This is a genomic window from Thermoactinomyces sp. CICC 10521 (genome assembly GCF_016055135.1).
Taxonomy (GTDB): domain Bacteria; phylum Bacillota; class Bacilli; order Thermoactinomycetales; family Thermoactinomycetaceae; genus Thermoactinomyces_A; species Thermoactinomyces_A daqus.
This window is the reverse complement of the sequence record NZ_JAECVZ010000028.1, coordinates 1-19,643: the sequence shown is the minus strand read 5'-3', so window position 1 is coordinate 19,643 and position 19,643 is coordinate 1. Positions and strand designations below refer to the sequence as shown.

19 protein-coding genes are annotated in these 19,643 nt (G+C 41.5%); 10 read left to right on the top strand and 9 right to left on the bottom strand.

The window, feature by feature from the left end:
- Window positions 1-93 precede the first annotated feature (93 nt).
- The 3 genes from I8U17_RS14900 (at window position 94) to I8U17_RS14890 (ending at window position 2,531) form a co-directional block, all read left to right on the top strand.
- Window positions 94-888, top strand: a complete 795-nt coding sequence (locus I8U17_RS14900) for an SDR family NAD(P)-dependent oxidoreductase (RefSeq protein WP_198059697.1) — start codon at window positions 94-96, stop codon at window positions 886-888.
- A gap of 232 nt (window positions 889-1,120) precedes the next feature.
- On the top strand, window positions 1,121-1,978 hold the full coding sequence (locus I8U17_RS14895) for a PhzF family phenazine biosynthesis protein (RefSeq protein ID WP_370589265.1): 858 nt from the start codon (window positions 1,121-1,123) through the stop codon (window positions 1,976-1,978).
- A gap of 19 nt (window positions 1,979-1,997) precedes the next feature.
- A complete protein-coding gene (locus I8U17_RS14890; protein WP_198056471.1) occupies window positions 1,998-2,531 on the top strand; it encodes a DUF84 family protein in 534 nt (177 codons plus the stop codon).
- 312 nt (window positions 2,532-2,843) lie between these two features.
- Here I8U17_RS14890 and I8U17_RS14885 read toward each other — a convergent pair whose 3' ends face one another.
- Window positions 2,844-3,824 (bottom strand): sporulation protein, encoded by a 981-nt coding sequence (locus I8U17_RS14885; protein ID WP_198059695.1) that lies wholly within the window; start codon window positions 3,822-3,824, stop codon window positions 2,844-2,846.
- 78 nt (window positions 3,825-3,902) lie between these two features.
- Window positions 3,903-4,598 (bottom strand): thermonuclease family protein, encoded by a 696-nt coding sequence (locus I8U17_RS14880; RefSeq protein WP_081943720.1) that lies wholly within the window; start codon window positions 4,596-4,598, stop codon window positions 3,903-3,905.
- 595 nt (window positions 4,599-5,193) lie between these two features.
- On the opposite strand from I8U17_RS14880, the gene I8U17_RS14875 reads away from it, so the two are divergent.
- The 4 genes from I8U17_RS14875 to I8U17_RS14860 all read left to right on the top strand — a co-directional run bounded on the left by I8U17_RS14875 (window position 5,194) and on the right by I8U17_RS14860 (window position 8,233).
- On the top strand, window positions 5,194-6,237 hold the full coding sequence (locus I8U17_RS14875; protein WP_198059694.1) for a D-glucuronyl C5-epimerase family protein: 1,044 nt from the start codon (window positions 5,194-5,196) through the stop codon (window positions 6,235-6,237).
- 196 nt (window positions 6,238-6,433) lie between these two features.
- Window positions 6,434-6,940 (top strand): type 1 glutamine amidotransferase domain-containing protein, encoded by a 507-nt coding sequence (locus tag I8U17_RS14870; protein WP_033099999.1) that lies wholly within the window; start codon window positions 6,434-6,436, stop codon window positions 6,938-6,940.
- 310 nt (window positions 6,941-7,250) lie between these two features.
- Complete coding sequence (locus I8U17_RS14865) at window positions 7,251-7,820, top strand: PadR family transcriptional regulator (RefSeq protein WP_160173811.1); 570 nt, start codon at window positions 7,251-7,253, stop codon at window positions 7,818-7,820.
- Window positions 7,820-8,233, top strand: coding sequence for a DUF6194 family protein (locus I8U17_RS14860; RefSeq protein WP_052154009.1), 414 nt, complete (start codon window positions 7,820-7,822; stop codon window positions 8,231-8,233). The genes I8U17_RS14865 and I8U17_RS14860 overlap by 1 nt, the downstream gene beginning before the upstream one ends.
- A gap of 270 nt (window positions 8,234-8,503) precedes the next feature.
- Here I8U17_RS14860 and I8U17_RS14855 read toward each other — a convergent pair whose 3' ends face one another.
- Complete coding sequence (locus I8U17_RS14855; protein WP_033099998.1) at window positions 8,504-8,968, bottom strand: SMI1/KNR4 family protein; 465 nt, start codon at window positions 8,966-8,968, stop codon at window positions 8,504-8,506.
- 71 nt (window positions 8,969-9,039) lie between these two features.
- The gene (locus tag I8U17_RS14850) at window positions 9,040-10,011 is read right to left on the bottom strand and encodes a phosphotransferase (RefSeq protein WP_198059693.1); all 972 of its coding nucleotides are present in this window, start codon (window positions 10,009-10,011) and stop codon (window positions 9,040-9,042) included.
- A gap of 241 nt (window positions 10,012-10,252) precedes the next feature.
- Here I8U17_RS14850 and I8U17_RS14845 point away from each other — a divergent pair, with 241 nt between their 5' ends.
- Entirely contained in the window at window positions 10,253-10,846 is a 594-nt protein-coding gene (locus tag I8U17_RS14845; protein ID WP_033102466.1) for a TetR/AcrR family transcriptional regulator, read from the top strand.
- Between the two features lie 215 nt (window positions 10,847-11,061).
- Window positions 11,062-11,673, top strand: a complete 612-nt coding sequence (locus tag I8U17_RS14840) for a VC0807 family protein (RefSeq protein ID WP_033102467.1) — start codon at window positions 11,062-11,064, stop codon at window positions 11,671-11,673.
- 289 nt (window positions 11,674-11,962) lie between these two features.
- Here the strand turns inward: I8U17_RS14840 and I8U17_RS14835 are convergent, their stop codons facing one another.
- From I8U17_RS14835 to I8U17_RS14815, 5 genes are all read right to left on the bottom strand, one after another.
- Window positions 11,963-12,823 carry an immunity 49 family protein gene (locus tag I8U17_RS14835; protein WP_198056478.1) on the bottom strand — a complete coding sequence of 287 codons (861 nt, stop codon included), beginning with the start codon at window positions 12,821-12,823 and terminating at the stop codon, window positions 11,963-11,965.
- A 115-nt stretch (window positions 12,824-12,938) separates the two neighbouring features.
- On the bottom strand, window positions 12,939-13,334 hold the full coding sequence (locus tag I8U17_RS14830; protein ID WP_198059692.1) for a hypothetical protein: 396 nt from the start codon (window positions 13,332-13,334) through the stop codon (window positions 12,939-12,941).
- A 711-nt stretch (window positions 13,335-14,045) separates the two neighbouring features.
- Window positions 14,046-15,305, bottom strand: coding sequence for an MFS transporter (locus tag I8U17_RS14825; protein WP_198059691.1), 1,260 nt, complete (start codon window positions 15,303-15,305; stop codon window positions 14,046-14,048).
- Window positions 15,306-15,576: 271 nt separating this feature from the next.
- Window positions 15,577-16,620 carry an ArsR/SmtB family transcription factor gene (locus tag I8U17_RS14820; RefSeq protein ID WP_198059690.1) on the bottom strand — a complete coding sequence of 348 codons (1,044 nt, stop codon included), beginning with the start codon at window positions 16,618-16,620 and terminating at the stop codon, window positions 15,577-15,579.
- Window positions 16,621-17,057: 437 nt separating this feature from the next.
- Window positions 17,058-18,185, bottom strand: coding sequence for a YiiX/YebB-like N1pC/P60 family cysteine hydrolase (locus I8U17_RS14815; protein ID WP_198059689.1), 1,128 nt, complete (start codon window positions 18,183-18,185; stop codon window positions 17,058-17,060).
- Between the two features lie 81 nt (window positions 18,186-18,266).
- On the opposite strand from I8U17_RS14815, the gene I8U17_RS14810 reads away from it, so the two are divergent.
- A complete protein-coding gene (locus I8U17_RS14810; protein ID WP_198059688.1) occupies window positions 18,267-19,133 on the top strand; it encodes a hypothetical protein in 867 nt (288 codons plus the stop codon).
- The last annotated feature ends 510 nt before the right edge of the window (window positions 19,134-19,643 follow it).

Sequence of the window (19,643 nt, the reverse complement as noted above, 5' to 3'; positions counted from 1 at the left end):
AACACAACCTGGAGATGTAAATCTCATTCGCTGCACTTGGCAGCATGAGCGCAATCCGAACAAATAAAAACAGAGTAAAGGGGACTGAAAAATATGGATCTGTTTTTAAAAGGAAAAAGAGTTCTCGTTACCGGTTCCACATCCGGGATCGGGAAAGCGATTGCCAAGCTGCTTGCTTCCGAAGGGTGTACTGTCCTGATCAATGGGAGAACGGAAGAAAAAGTGCAACAAACCATGCAGGAAATTCGGGCTTCACATCCTCAGGCATCGCTCGAACCGGCCGTGGCAGACCTCAGTTCGGCAACTGGAAGTGATAAGATCACCGGAAAATACCCGGAAATCGATATTTTAATCAACAATATGGGGATCTTTGAGCCCGCAGATTTTTTTGAAACGGCCGATGAGCAATGGCAGAAGATATTTGAAACCAACATTATGAGCGGAATTCGATTGTCCCGTCACTATCTCAAAGGCATGCTGGAGCGAAATGAAGGAAAAATTCTCTTCATATCCAGTGAAGCAGCCATCATGCCTTCGCCTGAAATGGCCCATTACAGCGCGACGAAAACCATGCAACTGTCGATTTCCCGAAGTCTGGCTGAACTGACAAGAGGAACAAAAGTGACTGTCAATACGGTCATGCCCGGGTCCACGTTAACAGAAGGAGTAGAAGAACACATCAAAAAACTCTACAAGGGAGAATCGATGACATTGGAAGAAGCGGAGCGGCGGTTCATGAGTGAACACCGGCCAAGCTCCTTAATTCAACGACTGATTCGTCCGGAAGAAATCGCGTCTTTTGTCGCTTTCCTTTGCAGTCCCCGATCCTCCGCCATCAATGGTGCTTCGCTCAGAATCGATGGCGGGCTGGTTCACACCATTTTTTAATGAATGAAATCCACCCCGAAGGCCTGTAAACTTCCGATCACGCAAAATACAAGAAGTTTACGAGCTTCCCCCAAATCAATCACATCTGTCAAATCAATGGCATAAAATTCTTGTTTGCATACGAAGTTTCCCGCTCCGGCGGGGCTTTTTTTATGGTTGTTGGTGAAACCTCTTCCAACTGGCATGGGGTATAATGGAACCAATCCATCATATAAGCTTGGAGGTTCACACAGTGAAACAAATTCCTTTCCAGCAGGTTGATGTGTTTTCGTCCGTTCCGTTCAAAGGAAATCCGGTTGCGGTCATTCTTGACGGCAATGGGCTGTCTGACGAACAAATGCAGTCGATTGCCAATTGGACCAATTTGTCCGAAACCACCTTCGTCTGCGAGCCGACAGATCCCCGGGCTGACTATCGGCTGCGAATTTTCTCCCCCCAAAGCGAACTTCCCTTTGCCGGTCATCCCACGATCGGATCGGCTTATGCCGTGTTGAAGCATGGTTTGAAACCCAAAAACACAGGGCGCCTGATCCAGGAATGCGGCAAAGGTTTAATCTCTATTTTCATGGATGAAAATCGCTTGTTTCTCACTTTGCCCAATCCTGTACTTAAGGAAATCACGAATGTGGATCAGACTGAGCTGGCAAATGCGATCGGCGTCTCTCCGGACTGTGTGCGTGCCAGTGCAATCGTCGATGTGGGAGTGGTGTGGATTACGCTGCAATTAACCGATTCAAACCTGGTCCGTCGCCTGCAACCTCAAATGGAGCGGATTGCTGCGCTGACACCGCCCGGAGCCGCCGGCATAACGGTGTTCGGCCTGACGCCGTCCGGAGAAGAAACGCAGATTGAGGTACGCTCCTTTGCACCGGGTGAAGGCGTTCCGGAAGACCCCGTATGCGGCAGCGGCAATGGTTGTGTGGCTGCTCTCGCAAGGGAATTTAAATTATTGGACAAACCGGGTTACATCGCTTCCCAAGGCCGCTGTGTCGGACGTGACGGCCGGGTTGAAGTGCGATTCCACGATGACGGCACGATTTTGCTGGGAGGACACGCAGTCACATGTATAGAAGGAAAGCTAATCCTATAAAGTATTGCAGGTGAAAAGGATGAGAGTGGCGGTCGGTTCAAAAAACAGTACGAAAGTGGGAGCAGTCGAACAAGCATTCCAAAATCTGAATGCCGTTATTCTGTCTGTATCCGTGCCTTCAGGTGTCTCAAATCAACCCTTATCCGATGAAGAAACCCTTCAAGGCGCGATAAACCGTGCCGAAAATGCCAGAAAAGAGATGGACGCAGACATCGGAGTCGGTTTGGAAGGGGGAGTTGCAGAAACAGCTCACGGCTTATTTCTATGTAATTGGGGAGCACTGACTGACCGGAACGGCATTCGGGTGATGGCGGGCGGAGCCAGGATCAAGCTCCCGGATGAATTTCTCATTCCATTGAAAGAAGGAAAAGAACTAAGCATCATCATGGAGCAGTATACAAAACAAAAGAACATCGGAACCACGTTGGGGGCTGTCGGCGTTTTTACCAACGGATATGTGGAACGTCAGGAAATGTTTCTCCATGTATCAAAATTGCTGATCGGGCAATATTTATTTCAAACCGGGAAAGAACGGCATGAAGACGACATCTGAGGAGGAATCTCAGATCGAGGTCTATTGACAGCAACCTGTATCATCCCCCAAAAGACGGAGAGGTTCATGGTTTTCGATCTTGCCCTCACGCTTTTGGGGCGAGATGTTTCCAAAACTCTATCCAGATGAGCAACAAGAGCGTTTGCCATAACGTCTCCGGAAATGATAAAAAAGGTTCTTACTCGCCGTTTGGTTGCGAAGTAAGAACCTTTATTTTTCGTCTGATCACCACCGGCCATCCCGGCTGTTACAAGATATATTCAAAAAGGCAACTGTCAGCTTCGTAGAAATTCCGTCACCTTTTTATGCTGATCAATCGTCATCTCCTTCAAATAAATCTTCCAGAAAACCATCGCCCTGGTCATCATCATCTCCTTCAAACAGGTCTTCCAAAAACCCATCATTCCGGTCATCATCATCGTCGTCATCGTCATCGTCATCATCCAGCACTTCATTTAAAATCATACCGCCAATCACCCCGGCAGCAAATCCGCCAATCGCTCCAGCCATCCCTGAACCGTGCTTTTCATGGAAGTGATGTTCATGGCCGGGATATTCGTGCCCGTAATGATGGTCATAACTGATATAGTTGGAATTTTGATGATAGACCATTTCATTTAATACGGCTTGCAGATGGTTAACCAGAGACGGAATCGATTGTAACTGATCATTTGAAAGATAAATTTCACGTTTGATCTCTTTCTCATGACCATATGAAAGCAAATCCAATTCGAGCAACAAACGAACACCATCGGGCAAAATTACCGGAACAAACTCTAATTCTTCCACCTGGCCTTGTAAGTAACCTGCCGGGAAAAATTCAAACTCTTGAACATGACCATCAAATTTCCGCGAATCATGCTTCTCCCGAAATCCCAGCTGATCGAGGGCAATTAACACTTGTTGCAGCTTTTGAGGAGGAAGGATTTCAATATAATCACGGTCTGTTTGATCCACCCCACCCTCAATGTCCAATTCAGTATGGAAAAAATACGTCACGTAATTTCCGGAAACCAAGAGATCGTATGGCAGTTGATATTGAAATGGAAACTCCTTGTATTCTCCCGGATGAATGGTAAAGGATTGATAAAATGGGATGGAGGTAACATTCAGGGTATGGTCTGACTCGCCAAAACGAATTACTCCCATCAGCCGGACATCGATTTTATTCACTTTTTGTTCCACTTCTCCGCCGCGGATCGTCAGTTTCCCTTCCACAACATCCCCCAACTGGAACTGATTTCGATCCAATACCAAATCGACTTTAGCGGCCCCCTTGCCAAAACGGGCCATTAATTCCTTGAATATGGTTAATTATCCCCTTCATTATAAAAATCCAGTTCTTTCAACCGCATCCGGAACAAACAAAGATTAGTGAGCCCAACAACCTTTTACATCACTACGGTGACGACCACTGGCTTTTGCAGATGCCTCCGAATAAAAATAAATTAAGTTATCAGGTTTGATATCTTTTACGACATAACAGTCGGCCGGGTGATAAACATCACTATTTTTACTTGCGGCAAATACGTTTCTTGTCGCTTCAGGATGGAAGCCATCTTTCCGGACATATCCATCCCACTGCCAAATTCCCACTTTCTTATTTCGAGCCTGTTGTTCAAATTCCTCGTACTCTTTGGCATATTTTGTATTAGGTTTGTATACATAAGCAACCCGGGCAAAACCGTTTTTCAACAGCTCTTCCTGTACTGATTTGCCATCCGCGTATACATAAGCAAGGAAACGACCATAATTATCCCGAGTCGACTGGTCTTTTTCCAACTCAATTTTTTTGGCATGTTTGATCATCTGTTCGGTAAATTCTTTCGCCTCATCTCCCAGAGGTTGTTTCCCCAAACGATCATTATGCGTTTCAGGGGCATCGACCAACAAGAATCGGACCGTATCTTCTTTTCCTTTCATTCTTACTTTAATCGTGTCCCCATCAATTACTTGTACCGAACTTGCCGGAATTTCCACCTTGTCATCTTTGCTGCATCCACTCAGAAGAAAAATAAGTACGGCAGATAGGAAAATAGATATAATTTTACTACTTCCCTTCCACATATTCAATCCCCTTTCTGCGGTAAATTCATCCAACGATAATTATACTAAACTAACTTTTTTTATGAAAACGATCACTCGATTGTCACATTATTGTCAAAAAAATCTTAAGGGATAGTTTAATTTTAATCAATTCCGCGTTATGCCATCTGAATTCGCCCCATTTCCACCATCCGATTTTTGAGTACAAAGCTGTACGTCTTATATTTAAGGCTGTTCCGAATTATGAAAAGCACCCCTCATTCAAACATAAACCGGAAACGGTCACTCTCAAGAAAATTCAGCGCGGCGTTTAAAAGCGGATGAAAAATCCCCGGAGGTCGTGCTTATTCGGACACATTTCGAGACACGTTTCCAACCATTTTCTATACGTACATGGACACAAATTCGTTACACCTTACGAATAACTATAATGAAGCGCAAACCATAACCATTTCCCAAAAACCAAACACGCTACCTGCAAAGGGTAGCTCTTTTACTATGATTAATCAAACTCTTCTGTGTTGAATCTTATTTCTGACTAATATGTGAATATGCGTAGAAAAGATGTTCCCTCTCCGAATGAATTTGTAGTGATGAAAAAGGAGAGGGAATTTCTATGACCAATCTTAAACCCCGCCTATGGGTTCTGACACTTACCATTTCCTTGATATGCCTGGGAATTGCAAGCGTTTGGACAGAAAATGCAGAAGGAAAGGAACCGGTAAAACCGAAAAAAGCTGAAATAAAATTTAACATCGGTTCCAATACGCTTTCCTATTATCCGTTTCCGATTCGTTCGGCGGAGATCTACCGATTGCCCAAACCGGCGGATTTGATTCCGAAGCACACGGCATTTGATCAAGACGGGATTCCCATGTACCAGGATAAAGAGGGAAAACCCTTATATAATCATCCGGTTCGTCTGGCCAATAACATCATCAATTTCATCACCAGTTACCAAATGACGAAGGATGAACGGTATCTCCGGGAAGCCCAAAAGTACGCGAAGCGTTTGTCGGACATTGCGGTGGAAAAGGATGGAGCCCTTTATTTCCCCTATGATTTCGATGTTTATCTTCATAACATTCCGACGGAGCACCTAAAACCCCGTTGGTATTCAGGAATGGCCCAAGGACAAGCCTTATCTGCTTTTGTCCGCTTATATCAGATCACCCATGATCCCCAATACCGGATCCTCGCAGACAAAACCTATCTCAGTTTCGCGCAGCTGAGATCGAAAAACCATCCCTGGTGGGTGACCATGGCCGACAAAAATGGGCATTACTGGATTGAAGAGTATCCGATGGAGAAACCCACACATGTCTTAAACGGCTTCATCTTTGCCGCCTATGGCTTGTACGACTATTACCAATTGACGAAGAAGGAAGAAGCCAAAGTCCTGTTGCAGGCAGCCATCACGACGGTGTACGACAACATTGATCGTTATCGCGTCCCGGATGATGCCAGTCGCTATGGCCTCAAACTCACCCATCAGTCCATGCACTATCACATGGTTCATATTGAACAGTTGGAGACGTTGTATCAGATGACGGATGACCCGTATTTTCATCAGATGAGTCAAACCTTCCATCATGATTGGTACGGCTGGCCCGCCAAATTCAAACGGCAGGTAAACAAAGTGAAAACGGCCTTTGAGTGAAAGGGATCATCCTGATAAGGAAGAAAGTGCATAATCTGCTCTGCTGTGTCATCACTGAATCCTCCCGTAACTAAATAAATTAAAGTATGTTATTTTATCACATATTGATAATCAAATTAAAGCATGTTATTTTATTTCTGTACCATTTCTTTGCAAACATAAATATGCTTATATATCTCGGTAGGAGGTACACAACATGAGCAAAATTGCTGCACTAGTTACCGACTTATTCGAGGATGTTGAATTCACCGAGCCGGCAAAAGCTTACCAAGATGCCGGACACCAAGTTACCGTGATTGAAGAGAAAAAGGGAAAAACGGTATCCGGCAAACATGGGTACAAATTGTCCGTCGATGCCGGTATTGATGAAGTAAAACCAGAGGATTTTGACGCACTATTCATCCCTGGTGGATTTTCTCCTGACTTGCTGCGTGCTGACGACCGCTTCGTCGCATTTGCAAAGAAATTCATGGATGACAAAAAACCTGTCTTTACCATTTGCCACGGTCCACAGTTATTAATTACAGCCGAAACCTTGAAGGATCGTGACGTAACCGGGTACAAGTCCATCCAAGTGGACCTGAAAAATGCCGGTGCCAACTTCCACGATAAAGAAGTGGTTGTTTGTCAAAACCAGCTGGTGACCAGCCGGACTCCGGATGATATCCCGGCCTTTATCCGTGAATCCTTAAAACTTCTTTAATATGAGACGATCAAGCAGCCTTTAACTACCAGAGGCTGCTTTTCTATTTGAAGTGTTTATTCGTGTCATCAGCGGACGTGGCTTTGATCGATCAGGATTTTACAGAAGATATGGCATAAACAGCGAGCAGATACTTCCTTGTCATTCAAGACAGGGAAGTGTTTTTTTAACTGGCCATAAATCCCCTGGCGTGTAATTGGTTTGCCTTTGTACGGCTTTTTTACTACGTTGCTATTCAAACTTGAATAATCAGCTTCATTAAGTTAAAATACATAGTGTTTTATATTCAAATTTGAATAGATATCGGGAGGTGTTAACCATATCCACTGTTAGATTACTCGTGTTAGGTTCCATTTTGCGAAGAGGAATTAGTCATGGTTATGCAGTTTTAAGTGATATCACTTCTTGGCATGCCGATACTTGGACCAACGTAAAGCCCGGATCTGTTTATCATGCCTTGAACAAGCTCGAATCGCAGGGGATGATAAAGTCCATTAATTCTGAGGTCAATGTAAAACTGGGTCCATCACGAAAGGAATACACCGTAACCAAAAAGGGTGAAACCGAATTTGAAGCATTGCTTGAATCGGCACTTGTAAGCATTGACATTCAGCAGCTTTCAGCGGGAGTTGCTTTTATGGATATGCTACCACGGCAAAAAGTGATTGCTCTCTTACAGCAACGCCGTATTGAAATAGAAAGATCGATTGGTTTCCTGAAGAGTTTGCCAACGGAAGAGCGTCCATCCGAACCTTCCATGCATCCTGAACTTGTAGGCATTTGGGTTGGTTATGTTGAGAATGAATTGGCAACGACAGAAAGAATATTGGCCCATGTACAAGCGGGGAAATATGTGTTCAAATCCGAGGAGGAAAAATGATGAAACAGGTGGATTTTGAAGCATTTCTGATGGGTTTGCCCAATGTTCAACGAGAAGAGAACTTCGGATATTCATTGTTTTTCGTCGGCGACGATCGCAGCCTGCCGTTTACAACCATTATCGATTCAGACAATGACTACGACAATGTTTCCAATCTCAATCGAAAAGATGTATTTCGCCTCAACATAGGAGTAAGCAAAGAGACATTCAACAAGCTCATTACCGGTCCGTTGGACGGGGACATCGATTATTCGGTGCTGAACGTGTTTTTACCGCATCCTCACTATTCACGCCAACATTTTGTGTGCATCCTTAATCCGGACGGAGAGAATGTGGAAAAAACAAAACAACTGATTGCAGAGGCACATTTAATTGCGGAAGAACGGCTTCGGCGTAAAATGGAATCAATTTAGTTATAATTAGATCTCCCCAAGAAATAAAAAACAAGTTCTTTTACAAAAATTTAGTATGCATCAGAACTATTCGCTCTGTTCCTCTGTGTCTTAATGAAAAATTGTTCCGAACAGGTAAAAATGATTCAATTCGGTTTTAGCAGCTTAAATCACCGAATTCTTTCCCTCCCAAAGCGAACCGAAAATGGGCATCATTTTTGTCTTTGCAAATAGCAAGGAGCCGCACTCCTTAAAATGCGGCTCCTATGCGCCATGATTATGAGTAAATCATTAATCATCCGTTCTTGTATATAAATCGTTGATAAAATCAGTAAACGTTTGTCTTACGATTTTAACCCGATTCAAGTTAAATTCTTTTCCGTCGAAAATCTCTGAAAGAGTATCATCTGAAGAAAACCAAATGATAATCGGGTTTTCGTTACCTTGAGGATAATAAAAACAGTAACGTTCCAATGCTGAATCAAACCCGAAAGGCACGATCAATCCCAATTTCTTATACTCTTCTTCGCCTGCATACAATTCCTCTACCTCATCGACTATTTCCTCCAAATCAAAGAAGTCATCAAAATGAAAGGATTCATCATTAATCAGAATATGAACATGTCCACTTTTGGGTCGGCTGTATAGCTTAACCCAATCTTTATAATCTTGTGAAAAGCGTATGCCAATTTTTACTTCAACCCGGGAAAAAGCCTCTAAAGCTGTTTCTTTATCTCGTTTTATCCATTCTACCATATGTCAATCCCGCTTCTTTCCTGCTTACTTATTGTTAATCTGTGCGTTGTACCTCTCATAGGTGATTCCTCCTATGGAAGCGAGTTAAATATTTTATCCAGCTCATTCCAATTGGCCGTTATCCACAGGATCTCATGAACAAAACGCATGGCAGAACCCGGACGCTCTTCCATCTCCGGCCTAATCCATTTGGCTGATTCACGACACCAAAGCAGTTTAAACGCCCGAACCAAATCATTTCCCTGAAAAGCAATATATTCATTGTAACCATTTAAAAAAGCCGAAACGGCATCCAAACGCATTTTGTCTTCTTTCAATGCGCATGACAGAATGGCTCGCGAAAGATCCAGTTCCGGATAGATGACCGTTATCCGATCAAAATCAAGAACGGCCGATACACGATCAGGAGAAAAAAGCAAATTGTCCACGAATAAATCCGAATGGGCCCAACCAACCGGACAATCATGAAAACGATCTAACTCAAGCTGATCGATGATGGTTCTCTGGCTATTAATCGCCTGGAGCACGCGATCCGGACGCTTCTCCAATCGTGCCCTGTCCCGATTCCTGTTCCATGCTTCGCAAATCTTTTCATAACTTGGCTTCCACCCAGGCGGCTGCGCAGGAAGGACTTGCAGTTTTTTGTGCATTTTCCCTGTCACTTTTCCCAGATGATACATTTGATCCATATTCACTTCTCCCGGTTTTACCACTTCTCCTTCACAGTAAGGAGTTAAGCAGTAACACACATCACAATCGGTTTTAATCAAATGGGACTCTTCATATTGAAAGGGTTTGGGACAAGGGATGCCATTCTCTGCAAGGTACGCTTGGATACGAAGGGCTTCTCGTACTCGATCTAATTTCTTGGGAGGATACCTTTCAGGATGATACTGTTTGACAAAAAGCGAACCTTCATCCGTTTCAATTTTCCATTTGAGATTGCGCCAACCGCGGTGAATTTGCCGGCCTGATCGTATCTTCAAGTCAAAGTTTTCCTCAATGCTTTTGAATATCGCTTCTTTTATTTTGTCTACATCCATTTGTGACACGCTCCTTCCACATTAACCCCCATATGACTTTATGAAAACAAGAAAAGAGGGGGGCATTTATAACACACGCCGGACCAATAAGAAAAGTTCCACTCCAGAGATTCCAGGAACTTCTTCACTCCCTCTAAAAAATGATGCCCTTTAAGGCCCATTCCCTCCAACTTGACAATCAAGAAATTACTGTGCTTTAATTTAAAATGAATAAATCATTCATTCAAAAAAGGGTGATGATATGCCACGAACAGAAGAAGCGAATCAACGTCTTCGTGGAGCGCAACGTGAGAAGATACTGGATGGTGCCAGAAAAGCCTTTGCTCGCAAGGGCTGGGCAGCTACCATGGCTGACGTTGCCGATGCTGCCGGAGTCAGTCAAGGGCTGCCCTATCGATATTTTGCCAACAAGGAGGCAATCTTCAACGAACTGATCGAACAGACCATGCAATCCGCCATTGCGACACTGGAACACATTCTGGAAATGCCTGGTACACCGGGAGAACGCCTTCACTTTCTGATTTCTAGGATATTGGAATACCGACGCGAACGCCTCGAGTTCTATCAGCTTTTTCAGATGTTTCATGATGAAGCGACGCCGGACCATCTCCGTGAACTTATGCGCAAGCAAAGCCAGACCTTCCAAGACGTGATGAGGCAACTGATCGTCGAGGGCCAGGCTTCCGGAGAACTCGCAAAAGGCGATCCGGACCAACTGGTGCTGGCTGTTATTGCATGTCTCAACGGTTTGTCCAACTTGGCTTTGCGCAGCCCTGAGAAATTTAAAAATCATTTTCCTGATACTGAGATTATCCTGCGGATGCTCAAGCCATAGTAAGCCGCTTTTTTTCCTATGGCATTGCGGGAGTGCGTTGTTGAATTGTCCCGGTCGCGGGCATGTTTACCCGGCACTGGCCTCGGCCCGGAAACCGGTCAAGCGCACTGTCCCGCCTGCATGGGATTTTCAATCCCTGCCAACGATAAATCGGGCAATTACGCTCATTTTATGAATGAATTATTTATTCATAAAGAAATAAGGGAGTGAATTTAGTGCACTCAGAAAAAGAAAGAAAACAACGTCTTCAACAGACCAAAAAAAAATTAATTCGCAGTCTTTTTTTCAACCTGCTTCTTCCGTGTTTCGTGTATATGGTGTTACGCCCGCATTTTACGACAGATACTGCACCACTTGCCATTAGTACGATCATTCCGGTGATCAAAACCATGGTTCAATGGATATGGCAACACCGAGTTGATTGGATAGGTGTAATAAGTACTTTTATTCTATCAATCGCACTCGTAATATCGTTTATCTCCGGAGGAAATTCATTACCAATTAAGCTTGTCCACCCGGCTGTATTTGGCATCATAGGCTTAATTTTCATCATTTCCGTACTTGCAAAAAAACCATTGCTGCTAATTATATTTAGGGCTATAGGGCAGCAAAACAAAGAACACTACAACAATCCAGTGGTGCACAAAAAAATAACCGTGATGACTGCATTGGTTGGTGGAGTTTCTTTCATCGGATCAATAATACACATTGTTATGGCTATTGTATTGCCAACCGGTTCCTTTTTGGTAATGTCAAATATGGTTAGTGTCGGAGCAATTGCAATTCTGATTGTGGGTGCAAAATTCATTGTTTCAAAAATTAAATAGCATTGACAGTTTTCATCTGGATAAGCCTGATTAATCTCCGGATGCGATCAAGTCCAAAAGTGACCTCAGTCAGAAAAAGTCGGCGTTCAACTTATGCGTGTGATTTTTGGCTGAGGTTTTTTATTGGATTTTCGCTACTCCCAGTACTCGGTCACGTCCAAGAACTTTCTGCCTCTGGCCCATTTTACAGACTCACCGGTCACTCAAATGTGGTCAAGCGGCCATTCAGTCCAAATCGCGAAAATGAGCCCATAATCATCTTCAAGTTAAATGTAACTGTTGTTCTAATTTAGTACCTTCTTTGTACCAGGTCTTCCCATGTCTTATCACGGAGATCTTCTGGGATCCATTCCAATTCAGGATATGGAAATTCATGATACTCAAAAATCTCTTTTGGGCAAAGCTTATCGTTTATTTCGATTTTAATTCCTCTGTATTGAGCCAACCAACCCAATCCGGCCACAGCATTGTCATAAAATTTGCCTAATATGTCTTCTTGCTTGATTCTTTTCTTATGTCGTCTCAATATTTGCTTCAAACCATCATGAACCTTTTCCTGATCCTGGTCCAAGATTCCCTCCAAGACAGCCATTCTTTGCTCCATATCCACTTTTTGATATCGATGCAATCGAAAACGGGAGAGTGCTTCCAAATGAGCCCGCGCTTTGTTGTCTTCCTGCAAAATGATATATTTTATTGTATAACCCAAATGTCCATTTTCGGGATTCAGGTCGTTTATCTTGAAATCCTCCTCTTCCCCCCGCCAACCCAGCAAATGCGCTAAGGAAACAATCAACTCCGGATTTTGGCTGATCAAGGCTGAATATAAATCGCCATAATAATTGGCAGTCCCTTTGAAACAGTTTTCCCCCTTTACATAGCGAGGATGGCTTGGAACGTTCAACGGTTCAGCGAGAACATACAATTCAAAATATCTTCCAGCCTTGTATAATTGTTGTTTATAGCCGATTACATCGTTCTCCAATATTAATTTTTTTATCGCAATGGTATAACACAGATAGGAGAGATGATCTAATATCATCCAATTACCCAGGGAATTATCCTTGACTAAATTTTCCACATCAAACTGATATGCTTCCTCATGTTCACAAACGACATCTTTAAACCACTGTCTAACATCCAAAGACATAATTCCCTCCTATTTCGACAGGAATGGTTTTCTGGTAATAAGGGGTTTGTCCCTTGTTTTTAGCAAATTCCTTTGATTAGTCCTCCTTGTAACAAATCCGTATTTTTATGTAAACTCAATATTCTTCCCAATGCAACTCCGGATTCCGTTTACCCGTCTTATAAAAATACTCAAAAGCCTTAATAACCTCTTCTTGTTTGACACAATGTTTGGCCAGCTGTACATCCGGAACTCGGATCGTTAATTCATACTCTTTATCTGCTGATTCTTCCGGGTTGATCAGACAATACCCTGAACCATCTTCACAATAGTATTCGACTTTATATCTCTTCTCTCCATTAATCACATCCCCACCACCACATAACAAAGAAGCCCCTTCATCATCTGCCGGATCCAATACAAAGTTGGTGATGGTTTTTCCATCCATTTGTTGTATCACTTCATGGATTCGATCCCAATCGGGATTGTGCACTAAATGATTCATGTGTTCAATACACAGCTCCCATTTCATTATTGATATCCCTTCTTTTTGGAAACGGTATCTACCACCGGATAACGCGGCACACTTTTACCCGAAATGATCAGTCACCGCTTAAAGAAAACGGTGGCAACGGTTGACCTGAATGAATGTGCAAAACAGTATATCCATCAAATGCAGGGAGTGAATATCTATTTTTTTAACGAACAATGCCCTATGTGCACATTGATTGGGGAACTCCATTTACTGAATGGTTTGAAGAAAAGGAAGGAAGACATGATCTTAGTTCTCAATGGATCATTCAGGTAGCTAGTAAGTTCTTACAGGAAAGAAAAGACATTGGCTTTTTGCTTGGCCGGATCACTACAATAGATGGTGTACTTGAGAAAGTAGAATATCAACCAACTATTCCTACCCTAATAGAACTTTACTCACGAAATAAGAAGAACAAGCTACCATTAAAACAATGGTTGTTGTTCTTAATACAAACTCTATCAACAAAAAGGGGATTCAATTAGCAAGTTGGTTTCCACTTCGTTAGTGGTTCAAAACGCTGCTTTTATAGGGGTTTTGGCAACGAAACGGCCGTTACATCACTAAACCTATTTTCCAAGAAATCCCTCATCTTTTTGCAACAGGCCATGCAAAACCTTTTCATCTAAGAACTTGGATTAAGCCATTTTACACTCTCTTCCTTCTGTGGATGTTGTGTCAACCCCATTCTACCAGGGGAAAGTGAGTGGCTCATTGCAATTTCTTATACGAACTCACTTCTATTTTGAAATAAGATTCAGCTGCACTGTGCAATTTTGTTTTCAGGAAAATGAGAAAAACCACACACAGTACACATCCCGCAAACAAAAAGAATATTGAAGCACCCCATTTTTCGGTTATAAATCCTGAGGCTGTACCCCCTACCGGAACTGAAACCCATACAATTAATCTAAAAATACTAACACATCGGCCAAGTAAGTGATCCGGAATTACAGATTGCCTAATGGTTGTCGTTTGAACATTCCAAGCAACAAGCATAAATCCGATAAGAAACTGGACAAGTAAAATTACAATCGGATTTGTGGATAGTGTCAATATAAAAGGCGGCAATACTAGCCCAATCGTTGATATCATCATTAAGGTTCCCATGCTAAATCTTTTTTTCACCTGACCTATGCCAAGAGACCCTACAACCATTCCACAGCTTAATCCAGCCATAATAATCCCTGCCCAGTCAGATGCTAAATGCAATTCGTTTTTAATACGATAAATTAAGGCGATATCCATACCAGGACCGACTAAATTCACAAGCATAGAGGATAAAGCTAAAACTCGTATTACTTTAATATTCCAAATATATCGGACACCTTCACTAATATTTGCAAGCATATTAGTCTGATTTTTTGGTTTTGATACTTCGAAAAAGGAAGCGCGGATAAAAAAGATCGTGAGGATAGAGACGGCATAAGAGGCAACGTCGAATAAAAGGGTATTAGCCGTACCAAGTAACGAAATGAGTATTCCTGCAATTACCGGACCACCAATTCGACTCATTGAAAAACCTGTCTGTAAGGCGGCATTTCCTTCTTGTAACTGTGACCGGTCGACAATATTCGGTAAACATGCTCCATATGCAGCATCAAACAGTGCTGAAAACATACTTACACCGGCTTGAACAGCATACAATAAAAAAACCGGAATCTCTCCAACAAGCAGATGTGTAAGCGGAATTGATAGAAGTAATATTAAGCGTCCACTATCTGCTATAATCATCATCGTCTTACGATTGTGTTGATCAGCCCAAACACCTGCTGGCAAAGATAATAATAAATAAGGGACAAACCCAACTGCAAAGGCTATGCCAGTTTGTATTGCCGAACCCGTTAGTTGCAGCAACAACCAAGGAATTGCGAAAGTGGTGATTGATGTACCAAGCTGCGAGATGGTTCTTCCAGTGAACAGCCATAAAAAATCTTTATTTTTCCAAATCGAAGATACCATTTCTTCCATGCCCTCCTCTGACTTGTTAAATCCTATCAACACTCGCTGTATAATACGTCCCCATCTTTTCTTGATGCAATGCCACGGCGTAGATTTCTCTGCAGCTATCAAGCAGGCTAGACTTTAAAGCAAAATACCTCAAGCCCGCAATACTTCTAATATAACCAATGAAAGGCCCAGCCCCGAATCAACTGTATGTTTCGAGCATTTTCTTCTTTGATCAGGAAGGGCACACTTATTCCTTTCAAAATCAAAAAGAGCACTTTTTCATATAAAAACTTCATATAAGATCTCCAAGATACTGAGCGAGCTGTCTAGTAAAGGAGTGAATATGCATTGGATTTGCAGAATAGATCCCTTTATCAACCCGAATAAACTTTGCTGCTTTTAATAAAGAGAGGTGATGATGCAGCGTGGTTTTAGAGATACTGAACTGAACACTCATTTCTTGAAGCGATAACGGTCCCTTTAGTAGTTGATAAAGTAATTTCAAGCGAAGTTCATCTCCTAACGCCTTATGACCACGGACTAATTCAGCCGGCGGGATACCTGGCTCCATCAAATACTCTTCCTTCAAAGGGTAAAAGAAAAGCTTCGTATCGGGTGAGCGTAACTCCAAGATCCACGGACGATACGATATATGTGGAATCAATTTGACAGTCCAGACAGAAGGCTCGGGACAATACTTTATTCCCCCCGTAATTCTTTCGATCTCTTCCATGGGATTCTCAATGTCCAGTGAACTATATCGCTTCTGTTCAAAGGCAAGTGCCCGAGTCCACATTTCCCATTCTTCTCGTTGACATACCCACTTGTACCATTCATTCAATGTATTGTTGAACAGGTCGCAAATTTCCTGACGTGAATAGCGACCTAGAGCGCGTACATATCCACCCAAATAGTCGTGATTTTCAAAATATGAAGCATACTCCTCAAAAAACTCACCTTTATTATATTGCTTGGCTACCGCTTTTCTCATTGGTTCGGTATTTCGATCCTTGTAAGGCAGAAGTGTATCATATAAGAAATCAATTGGCATTTTGGCGAGTCTATTCGAAAAATCTCGAATAGAGGTTGCAGATAGTTTGTTTTGGAGCATAAGTAACCCATACCAGAAGTTAGTTTCCTCTATCACTTTCAAATTTTTTGCTAGTGATGCAGGGATGGAATCCTGATTTTCTTTCCATTTTTCATCCAAATCGAATGTGTGTCGAAACTGAGTATGCGTGTATCCGGCAATGCCCAAAATCGATTCCCAAACAGGTGAATATTCTACTTTTAAGCAAATTCTTTCCGTAGGCTGTTGAGAATAAAAATGCTTCATAAAGACCCCTTCTATTTACTTGATACAAATATTCTAAAATAAATGAATTAAAAATTCAATATTATTCGAACAAAATAAAGGAATAGTTGTGCTATTATAAAAAAGCAGTGAACGAATCGGTTAGGTAAAGTAACACTGTATATTGCGGTAACCCCTGAAGTTTTAAAATTCATCGGCCGTTGTTCCATATCCATGTTCTTTAGCCCGCTTCGCCCACCTCTACCTTCACTTTACCGCTTAATGTTTCCAGCCCATAAAAACTCCTTAGCACGCGCAAATAATATCTTAGGAGGTTAATGGCGGAATAAAAAAAGTGTACCGCTACATTTACCGGTCAATGAACGTTAACACTCCGGTAAAATAACGATACACCAACGACTTTAATGTTTTTGGCGGGGAATAGCGGGCTCAATCGCCTGACCAAAATTAATAGTTGGTTACTCAACGGATCTTATCATTGCTTGAATTTTGCATTTTTTTCTTTTCGAACACTCTATATGCCAAACATGATTTCCGGCAGGAGTATCAAAATGTTGTCCGTCAACTGTTTCACCAGGTGACAGATTACGATTAATGATTTCCCCATTTGCTTTTTCAAACCAAATTTTAGCTGATGCAGAACTTTCATTTTTCACAACGTAAAGTTCATAGTGGTGCCCTTTTGACTGATAAACTTCTGCTTTTCTAATGTCTTTCCATCCCAAACCAATATACGCAAATTCATTTTTAAAGCTCAATTTTGCTTCAGTTATTGGATACCAATTAGCATCCACACTTTGCGCTATAGGAACAACTGAAGGATCCTTGATGATTTCGACAGGAAATACTGTTTCGTAAAATTTATTGTAGTCTAAATAGCGAGCAAAATCCAAAAGCGATAAGTTGCTTATTGTTGGATCATCCCGCCAATTAACAGCCTGGTTATCATTGTAATCAATATCTATTTTACCATCACTCGCTTCCCACCAAGCACGCCAAACTAAAGAGGAACAATAAAAAGCTTCCTCACTTTTTTTATCATAAAGCAACCCACGAACAGTTTTGACATAACCTTTTCCTTCCTGAACTTGACGAAGAGCATATTTAGCGGCATCCACTCTTTGCTCCATGGTCGCTCCTTTGACCACATAAGCGGTCCACATCTTATATCTCTTAATCCATTTTGAAAGAGGAACTTCTCTTATTTTCTCTTTCATTCCCGGTGCCTCAATCACCTTATCGCCACTTGGCCCCACGATCGCTGCATGTCCAAAGCGAATGGTGTCTCCTATAAAAACCTTAGAACTTTCAGGAGTAATCAAAATAGTTCCAGGAATCATTTTACCTGTTTTGAAAATGTACTCGTGTACAAGCCTCTCGCTTCCTAACGCGTTAATCAATTCTTTATACTCATCTTCAGAAAATCCTATGGCCCTCTGAGCTGGTGCTGCATAATTTGGAGGCAGGTTTTCTGTTGGATTGGACACTGTGCTTTCTGTTTCTGTAGCTGGGGTCGCATTAAAACACAAGAAAAAAATAAACAGGACAAATAGTCCAAACACTACCACCCCAATAATTTTTCTCATCGTAACCCCTCCACCTTACACCCCTTTTTTTAAAAATTATGTTATAATTACTCAATAAATTCTGATAAGGGAGACTGGCACATGAAATGGAAAGTAACAGAAATAGGCGGACAAAAATTGTGGATTCCTGAATATGAACATAAAACAGAGCAAGTGCCATTTACCGAAAAACATCCCTTCATAGCAAACATTTTGCAAGCAGAACTTATCGTAGCAGGATTATTAACAGTTTGGTTTCTTATTACTTTTTCTTACCACTTTGGATTTTTCACTTATTGGGAAATACCATACACTTACTTGGAAATTGATCTGGTTCGTAGCACTAAGTTTGAAATTGTTTTTTTACTAGCCATCTTTCTCATACTTTACATAATATCAGTAAATATATATGTGTTCTTTGTTTTCCTAAAACGAAAAAACGAATTACTTTCAAATATCTTACTGGTTGTATTAATGATATTATATTTATTGCTTACTTTGATTGTGATGATCAAAGGAGAGATCCGCCTTAGCTTTCTTGTTATAATACCTATAGTTATTATTGGTTTTATATTTTCAACAGTAAAAATGCTAAAAATTGGAACTAGATTATTTTTTGCAACGATTTCCACTCTTTTTTTCCTTTTCCTTGTATATTCCTTACCAACAACAAACCCACAAAAACTCCCTGTTATATATTTAAATGGAAACCCGACTAATCAAGTCATCATGACAACCTTTCGTGATTACTACATTGTCGGATACTATGATGGAAAGAAACTCTACCCTTGCTATGAATTAAAAAAAATCATTGATGATGAAAAACTGCAGACTGTTCATGGATCTTTGACAGGTAAAAAGCGCTCCTATGTTTACGAACAAAATAAAGTTATAGTCAGTAATGGAGTATTGCTTCGAATTTCTCAAAACTGGAAAAAGGAAAATTGTCAACTTAGAATTAATAAATAAAAAAGTTATCAATCCACGGTGCCTGTACTATCCGGAATTGCCAAATAAAGAATAATTTCATATGCAAGGAAGATTATAAATGCCAATAAAACAAGAAAAAAAAGTATTCTAACCAACTGCTTCAAGATGTTCCCTCCATGATACCTAAATTAGACATATCAATTTAAAATACTATTCAATCATTCTACAAATGATTTTTGCGTAATATCCAATTGTTTAAAATTTTTTAATTTTATTTATTGTAACATAATCAGTGCTTAAAATAAAGGTAAACCAACTGTCAGTTTGAATATCCCCGCTAATGAGTGGATCTGGTTCCGTTGCAGGAAAGGGGAGAGTATTCTCTTCAAACATGAAGACGCTAAACCCAAATCCAATCTCTCCAAGAACATGGCTACCTTTTGGAAGTAGCCATGTTGAGGTTGTTGACAAAGAAGGTCAACAGCCTTTTTTGTTGAAAAGGTATAAAAAAACATTCCGAAGGAAGGTTTCTATGTTCAGGACGAATTC

Bases quoted from the DNA above. Each gene is read 5' to 3' on its own strand.
- I8U17_RS14900 (WP_198059697.1), top strand. From the start codon at position 94: ATGGATCTGTTTTTAAAAGGAAAAAGAGTTCTCGTTACCGGTTCCACA.
- I8U17_RS14890 (WP_198056471.1), top strand. From the start codon at position 1,998: ATGAGAGTGGCGGTCGGTTCAAAAAACAGTACGAAAGTGGGAGCAGTC.
- I8U17_RS14885 (WP_198059695.1), bottom strand. From the start codon at position 3,824: ATGGCCCGTTTTGGCAAGGGGGCCGCTAAAGTCGATTTGGTATTGGAT.
- I8U17_RS14880 (WP_081943720.1), bottom strand. From the start codon at position 4,598: ATGTGGAAGGGAAGTAGTAAAATTATATCTATTTTCCTATCTGCCGTA.
- I8U17_RS14875 (WP_198059694.1), top strand. From the start codon at position 5,194: ATGACCAATCTTAAACCCCGCCTATGGGTTCTGACACTTACCATTTCC.
- I8U17_RS14870 (WP_033099999.1), top strand. From the start codon at position 6,434: ATGAGCAAAATTGCTGCACTAGTTACCGACTTATTCGAGGATGTTGAA.
- I8U17_RS14860 (WP_052154009.1), top strand. From the start codon at position 7,820: ATGAAACAGGTGGATTTTGAAGCATTTCTGATGGGTTTGCCCAATGTT.
- I8U17_RS14855 (WP_033099998.1), bottom strand. From the start codon at position 8,968: ATGGTAGAATGGATAAAACGAGATAAAGAAACAGCTTTAGAGGCTTTT.
- I8U17_RS14850 (WP_198059693.1), bottom strand. From the start codon at position 10,011: ATGGATGTAGACAAAATAAAAGAAGCGATATTCAAAAGCATTGAGGAA.
- I8U17_RS14845 (WP_033102466.1), top strand. From the start codon at position 10,253: ATGCCACGAACAGAAGAAGCGAATCAACGTCTTCGTGGAGCGCAACGT.
- I8U17_RS14835 (WP_198056478.1), bottom strand. From the start codon at position 12,823: ATGTCTTTGGATGTTAGACAGTGGTTTAAAGATGTCGTTTGTGAACAT.
- I8U17_RS14830 (WP_198059692.1), bottom strand. From the start codon at position 13,334: ATGAAATGGGAGCTGTGTATTGAACACATGAATCATTTAGTGCACAAT.
- I8U17_RS14825 (WP_198059691.1), bottom strand. From the start codon at position 15,305: ATGGAAGAAATGGTATCTTCGATTTGGAAAAATAAAGATTTTTTATGG.
- I8U17_RS14820 (WP_198059690.1), bottom strand. From the start codon at position 16,620: ATGAAGCATTTTTATTCTCAACAGCCTACGGAAAGAATTTGCTTAAAA.
- I8U17_RS14815 (WP_198059689.1), bottom strand. From the start codon at position 18,185: ATGAGAAAAATTATTGGGGTGGTAGTGTTTGGACTATTTGTCCTGTTT.
- I8U17_RS14810 (WP_198059688.1), top strand. From the start codon at position 18,267: ATGAAATGGAAAGTAACAGAAATAGGCGGACAAAAATTGTGGATTCCT.